Genomic DNA, 6835 nt, shown 5'->3' with positions numbered 1-6835 from the left:
GCGTGGCTGCGGGGGGGGTTTGTTTTTGGTGGGGTTGGCGGCGGGGCGCGCCCGCACAAAACCACAAAAAATCCCCACGGGGGAGGGGATGGGAGGATGGGGACGTGCCCGACGCTCCGTTCTTCGTCCGCCGGGCGCGTGTCAAGGACGTGCCCGCGATCCAGGCCCTCGTCGCGCCGCTCGTCGCCAAGCGGATCCTGCTCGGCAAGGACGCGGCGGTCTTCTACGGCGCGGTGCAGGAGTTCCGCATCGCGGAGGACGCCACGACCGGCGCGGCCATCGGGTGCGGCGCGTTGCACGTCATGTGGGACGACCTCGCGGAGGTGCGCACGCTCGCGGTGGACCCGCTGTGGCGCCGCCGCCGCGTGGGGCACGCCCTCCTCGAGCGCCTGGAGGAGGACGCCGTCGAGCTCGGCGTGAACAAGCTCTTCTGCCTTACGTTCGAGGTCGACTTCTTCACCGGACACGGCTACTCCCCGGTGGGGGAGGGGCTGGTCGGGCCCGACGTCGTCGCCGAGCTCGCCCGGTCCGGGGACGAGGGCGTCGCGGAGTTCCTGGACCTCGCTCGCGTGAAGCCGAACACCCTCGGCAACACCCGCATGCTCAAGGTGCTCCCCGCCGCCGGTCAGGCACCGCTGCACGTCTAGTGTGTGTCTCGCGGGCCGGAGCGCGGACGGCACGCACGCCGATGGGACGCGCCTGGAACAGGGAGCGCGTTGAGCCGACCACTCGAGTTCTTCGACGCGGCCGCGGTGCTGTTCGATCTGGACGGCGTCATCACGCCGACGGCCGAGGTGCACATGCGCGCCTGGTCGACGATGTTCACCGAGCTGTTCGCCGCCCGCGGGGTCCGTGCCCCGTACTCCGAGCGGGACTACTTCCAGTACCTCGACGGTCGCCCCCGCTACGACGGGGTCGCGGCGCTCCTCTTCTCCCGGGGCGTCGACGTGCCGTGGGGTGAACCGTCCGACCCGGACGACGCGGACACCGTCTGCGGCATCGGCAACCGCAAGAACGCGGTGTTCTCCTCCCTCCTCGAGACCGAGGGCATCGCCGCATATCCCGGCTCGCTCGCGGTGATCGACCGGCTCGCCGCGCTCGGCATCCCGGTGGCCGTGGTCTCGAGCTCGAAGAACGCGGTCCCGGTGCTGACGGCCGCGCACCTCGCCGACCGCTTCCCGGTCGTCGTCGACGGTGTCGTGGCGGAGGCGGAGGGGCTGCCCGGCAAGCCCAGACCGGACATCTTCCTCGAGGGAGCGCGTCGTCTGCACGTGGACCCGGCAGGTGCGGCCGTCGTCGAGGACGCCGTCTCCGGGGTCGCGGCCGCCGCGGCGGGGAGGTTCGGACTCGTGGTCGGCGTGGACCGCGGTGTCGGGTCGGAGGCGCTCCGCGACGCGGGCGCCGATCTGGTGGTCGGCGATCTCGCCGACCTGCTCGCCGAGCAGAAGGGCGCTCCGCAGTGATCGACCGCGACCGCTTCCCCATCGACGAGTGGAAGCTCGTCGAGCGCATCTACTCCGAGGACCGGATGGGCCTCAGCGAGACGATCTTCACCGTCGCCAACGGCTACCTCGGCATGCGGGGCAACAGCTCCGAGGGGCGCGACGCCCACGAGCACGGCACGTTCATCAACGGCTTCCACGAGGTGTGGCCCATCCGGCACGCCGAGCAGGCGTACGGCTTCGCCGAGGTCGGGCAGACGATCGTCAACGTCCCGGACTCGAAGATCATCCGGCTCTACGTCGACGACGAACCGCTCGTTCTCGACGTCGCCGAGCTGCTCACCTTCGAGCGGGAGCTCGACTTCCGCGACGGGCTCCTCCGCCGCGAGCTGCTCTGGCTCACCCCCTCCGGCAAGCGCGTGCGCGTGAAGTCGGACCGGCTGGTGTCGTTCGTGGAGCGGCACCTGGCGATCATGTCGTTCGAGGTGACGGTCGAGAACGCCGACGCCACCGTCGTGCTGTCCAGCCAGAGCCTGAACCGGCAGGACGGCGAGGACGAGTTCGGACGCACCATCCCTGCGGAGGGGGCCGGAGGCTTCGACCCGCGGCGCGCGGAACGCCTCGCCGAACGGGTCCTCCAGCCCGTCGAGTACTGGCAGCAGGGCGACCGCAGCGCGCTCAGCTTCCGGGTCACCCACTCCCACATGACGTTGTCGGTCGTCACCGACCACATCGTGGAGACGGAGAACGAGGTGCAGATGCGGCCCTCGATCGCTCCGGACATCGCGAAGAACGTGTACCAGGTGCGGGCGAAGGCCGGTGTGCCGGTCAAGCTCACCAAGGTCGCCGCGTACCACAGCTCGCGCAGCGTCCCGCCGAGGGAGCTCATCGACCGCGGTCAGCGCCTGCTCGACCGTGTGCTCGACGCCTCCACGGGGACCGGCGGCTCCTCGGGAGTGGACGAGCAGCGGCAGCTGCAGCGCGAGTGGCTCGACGCGTTCTGGGAGCGCAGCGACGTCGAGATCGACGGGCAGCCGGAGATCCAGCAGGCGGTGCGCTGGAACCTCTTCATGCTCGCGCAGGCCGCGGCCCGCGCCGACTCGAGCGGTGTGCCGGCGAAGGGGCTCACGGGAAGTGGCTACAGCGGCCACTACTTCTGGGACACCGAGATCTACGTGATGCCGTTCCTCACGTACACGAGCCCCCTGTTCGCGCGGAACGCGCTGAAGATGCGCGAACGCATGCTGCCCGCGGCACGGAAGCGCGCCCGCCAGCTCAACGAAGGCGGCGCGCTCTTCCCGTGGCGCACCATCAGCGGCGAGGAGGCGTCGGCGTACTACGCCGCCGGCACGGCTCAGTACCACATCAACGCCGACGTGACCTACGCGGTCGCGAAGTACGTGCGCGCGACGGGCGACGCGGACTTCCTGGCGCGCGGGGCGATCGACATGGTCGTCGAGACCGCCAGGCTCTGGACCACGCTCGGCTTCTGGCGGCACACCGAGGGCAGCTCGTTCCACATCCACGGCGTGACCGGTCCGGACGAGTACACGACGGTCGTGAACGACAACCTGTTCACGAACGTGATGGCGCGGTTCAACCTCCGGTACGCCGCGGAGAGCGTTCGGGTCGTCGCGGACCAGTTCCCGGAGGCGTACGCCCGGATGGTCGACCGCGTCGGGTTCGACGAGTCGGAGATCGGCGAGTGGGAGCGCGCCGCCGAGGCGATGGTGATCCCGTACTCGAAGGCGTTCACGATCCACCCGCAGGACGCACACTTCCTCGACCGCGAGGTCTGGGACCTCGAGAACACCCCGGCCGACAAGCTGCCGCTGCTCCTCCACTACCACCCGCTCGTCATCTACCGGTTCCAGGTGCTGAAGCAGGCGGACGTCGTGCTCGCGCTGTTCCTGCTCTCGGACGAGTTCTCCGACGAGATGAAGCGCAACGACTTCGACTACTACGACCCGCTGACCACGGGCGACTCGACGCTCTCGGCGGTCGTGCAGTCGATCATCGCGGCCGAGATCGGGTACCGCGACCTCGCGATGGAGTACTTCCAGCACGCCCTGTTCGTGGACCTCGACGACCTCCACAACAACGCCAGCGACGGCGTGCACGTCGCCTCCGCCGGCGGGGTCTGGAGCGCGCTCGTCTACGGCTTCGGCGGCATGCGCGACGCGGGCGGCCACCTCTCGTTCGACCCGCGCCTGCCCGTCGAGTGGCCGTCGCTGCGGTTCCGGATGCGCTGGCAGGGCAGCCGGCTGCTCGTCACGGTGACCCAGCACGAGATCGCGGTCGCCGTGCAGTCGGGTGGCGACGTGCCGCTCTCCGTGCGTGGCGAGAAGTTCACGGCACGCGAGGGAGCGGTGCTGCGAGTGCCGCTGCGCGACCAGGGCCCGGTGCTCGAGGGCCGACCGACCGTGCAGCAGTGGTCGAAGACCCGTCGTGACGACGGCTCGCTCCTGACCGCCAGCATCCCGACGCTGCCCGACTGGGACGCGACGGAGCCGGAGGGCGTCGACTGATCCCGTCGCCCCCGGCCCGGTTCAGGAGGTGACCGCCTCCAGGACCGCGTCGCGGAGCCATGCCAGGTCCGGGCCGAGGAGCGTGCCGAACCCGAGGCGCTTCGCCTCGGTCTCGCGCCGCGCCGCCTGCTGCACCGGGCGGATCTCGCCGGCCAGGCTGATCTCGCCGCAGACGGCCATCTCGCCGGGGACGGGCCGTCGGGTGATCGCGGACGCGATCGCGAGCGCGATCGCGAGATCCACCGCCGGCTCCGCCAGGCGCACCCCGCCGACCGTCGAGACGTAGACGTCGCTCGCCTCCTTCGGCGCGACGTGCGCATGCCGGGACAGGACCGCCATCAGCATCGCCACCCTGGCGCTGTCGACGCCGTTGACCACCAGGCGCGGGTTCGGTGCGGTGCTCGGCACGACCAGCGCCTGCACCTCCCCCGGGATCGCTCGCCGTCCCTCGAGCGCGATGGTCACGCAGGTGCCGGGCTCCGTGCCGATCGACCGGGACAGGAACAGCCCGCTCGGGTCCGAGACGCCGACGATCCCGTCGCCCGTCATCTCGAAGCACCCGACCTCGTCGGTCGGGCCGAAGCGGTTCTTCACCGCCCGGACGAAGCGGAGGACCGTGCCCCGGTCGCCCTCGAAGTGGCAGACCACGTCGACGAGGTGCTCGAGCACGCGCGGCCCGGCGATCTGCCCGTCCTTGGTGACGTGCCCGACGAGCAGGAGCGGGATGTTCCGCTCCTTCGCCACCCGGGTGAGTGAGGCGGCGACCTCCCGGACCTGACCGGGGCCGCCGGCGATCCCGGTCGCGTCGGCGGTGGACACGGTTTGCACCGAGTCCACGATCACGAGCTGCGGCTGCACCTGGTCGATCTGCCCGAGCACGACCGCGAGGTCGGTCTCCGCGGAGAGGAGCAGGTTCGGGCTCAGGCTGCCCGTGCGCTCGGCGCGCATCCGCACCTGCCCGAGCGACTCCTCCGCGCTCACGTAGAGCACGCGCGCGCCCATGGCGGCGACGTGCGACGCCACGGCGAGCAGCAGCGTGCTCTTGCCGACACCCGGCTCGCCCGACAGCAGGATCACCGACCCGGGCACGACCCCGCCCCCGAGTACGCGGTCGAGCTCCGCCTCCCCGGTCCGCCGGCGGGCGACAGGGTCCAGCGACACCTCGGTGATCGGCCGTGCCTCCCGACCCGGCGCCACCGTCGCGGGCTGCACGCGTCCTGCGGTGACCGGCTCCGCCTCCTGCACCGTGCCCCAGCCCTGGCACTCGGGGCACCGGCCGACCCACTTGGCGGTGCGCCAGCCGCACTCGGCGCAGCGGTACCCCGCGGGGGTCGGACGGGAGCGGGCGGTGGCCATGTCTCGAACCTATGTGCGGGTACCGACACCGGCCGGATCCGCCGCACCGCGACGGCTCCGCCCGCTGTCGCGCCGTGTCCGAGCCGTCGCGCGGGAGGCCGACCACCCCCGCAGGTGAGGAGCGCCGTGAGACGCGGTCGCCGCAGGGCGCGTCCCCGGAGTCGTCCTCGAGCCGGGCCGTCCCGTACACTCGTCCGCGGTGGCGTGTCCGAGCGGCCGAAGGAGCATGTCTCGAAAACATGTGATGGTGCAAGCCATCCGTGGGTTCAAATCCCACCGCCACCGCGTGTGACGAACCCCCGCGATCCGCACCCTGATGCCGATCGCGGGGGTTCTGCTCTGTGGGCCGGTCGCAGGGGCGTCCGAGATCGCCGCGGTCGCGACTGGACTTCCGCTCGCGACCGTCGAACCCCTAGGAGCGAAGTGAGCGGAGCGAGTCCCGATTCACGAGCTCGCACGGGACGAGGAGTCGACGCGCTGCATCGATCGGGTCGTCGATGAGCAGCGATCCTGCTCGGTGCCCCATCAGGAGGTGTGGCAGGGCCACCGTCGTGAGCGCTGGGCGGACCTGCGATGCCACGTCCGGTTGATCATCGAAGCCGACGATGCTCACGTCCGACGGGCAGTCGAGGCCGAGGTCGTGGACGGCGAGCAGCGCGCCGATGGCCATCCGGTCGTTGCCGCACACCAGCGCAGTGGGTCGATGCTGCCGGAAGACCTGCATCGTCGACTCGTATCCGGCTCCGATCGAGTAGTTCCCATTGAGTTGCGGCAGCGTCCGCGCGTCGAGCCCCGCACCGTCGGCCGCGTCGAGGAACCCGCGGTGGCGTTCGCGCCACGCGTACTCTCCGAGCTCGCCGCCGAGGAACGCCACGTCACGGTGCCCCAGCTCGAAGACCCGAGCGGCGGCGGCGAAGCCGCCCGCGTATTCGTCCGCGAGGATCGAGACGGCGTTGCCGCCGTCCTCCTTGGGCCAGCAGTTGACGAAGACGGTGCGGGTGCTCTCGAGCAATCTGCTGCGGTGCACCGGCTTCGGCGAGGGCGACGCGTAGATGATGCCGGCGACGCCGTGGTCCAGGAGGTCGGCCACGACGTCGTCACCGCCGTCGGGATCGTCCGTCGTGTCGGCGACCATCGTGATGTAGCCGCTGGGCTGGACCGCCTTCTGGATGCCCAGCACGATCAGACCCGCGTAGGGCTGGGAGACGATCCCGTTGGTGATGACCCCGATGGTGAAGGACTTGTTCAGCCGCAGCGCCTGAGCGGTCCGGTTCATGCGGTACCCGAGCTGCGCCGCTGATTCGAGCACGCGCGCTCGAGTCTCGTCCGCGACGACGACGTCCTGGCGATCGTTCAGCACGAACGACACCGTCGTCTGCGAGACGCCCGCGTCGCGGGCGACGTCCATCATCGTGACCCTGCGACCGCTCTGACCGTCCGGCGACGGGCTCTTCCGACTCACCCCTAAATCGTATTGCATGGTTCCGCCCCCGCTGCTACTCTCGCGCC

General features: G+C 70.8%; 5 protein-coding genes and 1 tRNA gene. 4 read left to right on the top strand and 2 right to left on the bottom strand.

The window, feature by feature from the left end:
• Positions 1-104 precede the first annotated feature (104 nt).
• The 3 genes from ACTHLI_RS07675 to ACTHLI_RS07665 all read left to right on the top strand — a co-directional run bounded on the left by ACTHLI_RS07675 (position 105) and on the right by ACTHLI_RS07665 (position 3970).
• Entirely contained in the window at positions 105-647 is a 543-nt protein-coding gene (locus ACTHLI_RS07675; RefSeq protein ID WP_440182569.1) for an amino-acid N-acetyltransferase, read from the top strand.
• A gap of 69 nt (positions 648-716) precedes the next feature.
• Complete coding sequence (locus ACTHLI_RS07670; RefSeq protein ID WP_440182568.1) at positions 717-1463, top strand: HAD family hydrolase; 747 nt, start codon at positions 717-719, stop codon at positions 1461-1463.
• Positions 1460-3970 carry a glycoside hydrolase family 65 protein gene (locus ACTHLI_RS07665; RefSeq protein WP_440182567.1) on the top strand — a complete coding sequence of 837 codons (2511 nt, stop codon included), beginning with the start codon at positions 1460-1462 and terminating at the stop codon, positions 3968-3970. Before ACTHLI_RS07670 ends, ACTHLI_RS07665 begins: the two co-directional genes overlap by 4 nt.
• 21 nt (positions 3971-3991) lie before the next feature.
• Here the strand turns inward: ACTHLI_RS07665 and radA are convergent, their stop codons facing one another.
• Entirely contained in the window at positions 3992-5326 is a 1335-nt protein-coding gene (gene radA / locus ACTHLI_RS07660; RefSeq protein WP_440182566.1) for a DNA repair protein RadA, read from the bottom strand.
• Positions 5327-5524: 198 nt separating this feature from the next.
• Here radA and ACTHLI_RS07655 point away from each other — a divergent pair.
• A tRNA-Ser gene (locus tag ACTHLI_RS07655) sits at positions 5525-5611 on the top strand.
• A 127-nt stretch (positions 5612-5738) separates the two neighbouring features.
• Here ACTHLI_RS07655 and ACTHLI_RS07650 read toward each other — a convergent pair.
• On the bottom strand, positions 5739-6788 hold the full coding sequence (locus ACTHLI_RS07650; RefSeq protein WP_440182565.1) for a LacI family DNA-binding transcriptional regulator: 1050 nt from the start codon (positions 6786-6788) through the stop codon (positions 5739-5741).
• Positions 6789-6835: the final 47 nt, after the last annotated feature.

It is taken from the genome of Amnibacterium sp. (assembly GCF_051956055.1).
Taxonomy (GTDB): domain Bacteria; phylum Actinomycetota; class Actinomycetes; order Actinomycetales; family Microbacteriaceae; genus Amnibacterium.
This window is presented reverse-complemented; position numbering and strand designations above follow the sequence as displayed.

Bases quoted from the DNA above. Each gene is read 5' to 3' on its own strand.
- radA (WP_440182566.1), bottom strand. From the start codon at position 5,326: ATGGCCACCGCCCGCTCCCGTCCGACCCCCGCGGGGTACCGCTGCGCC.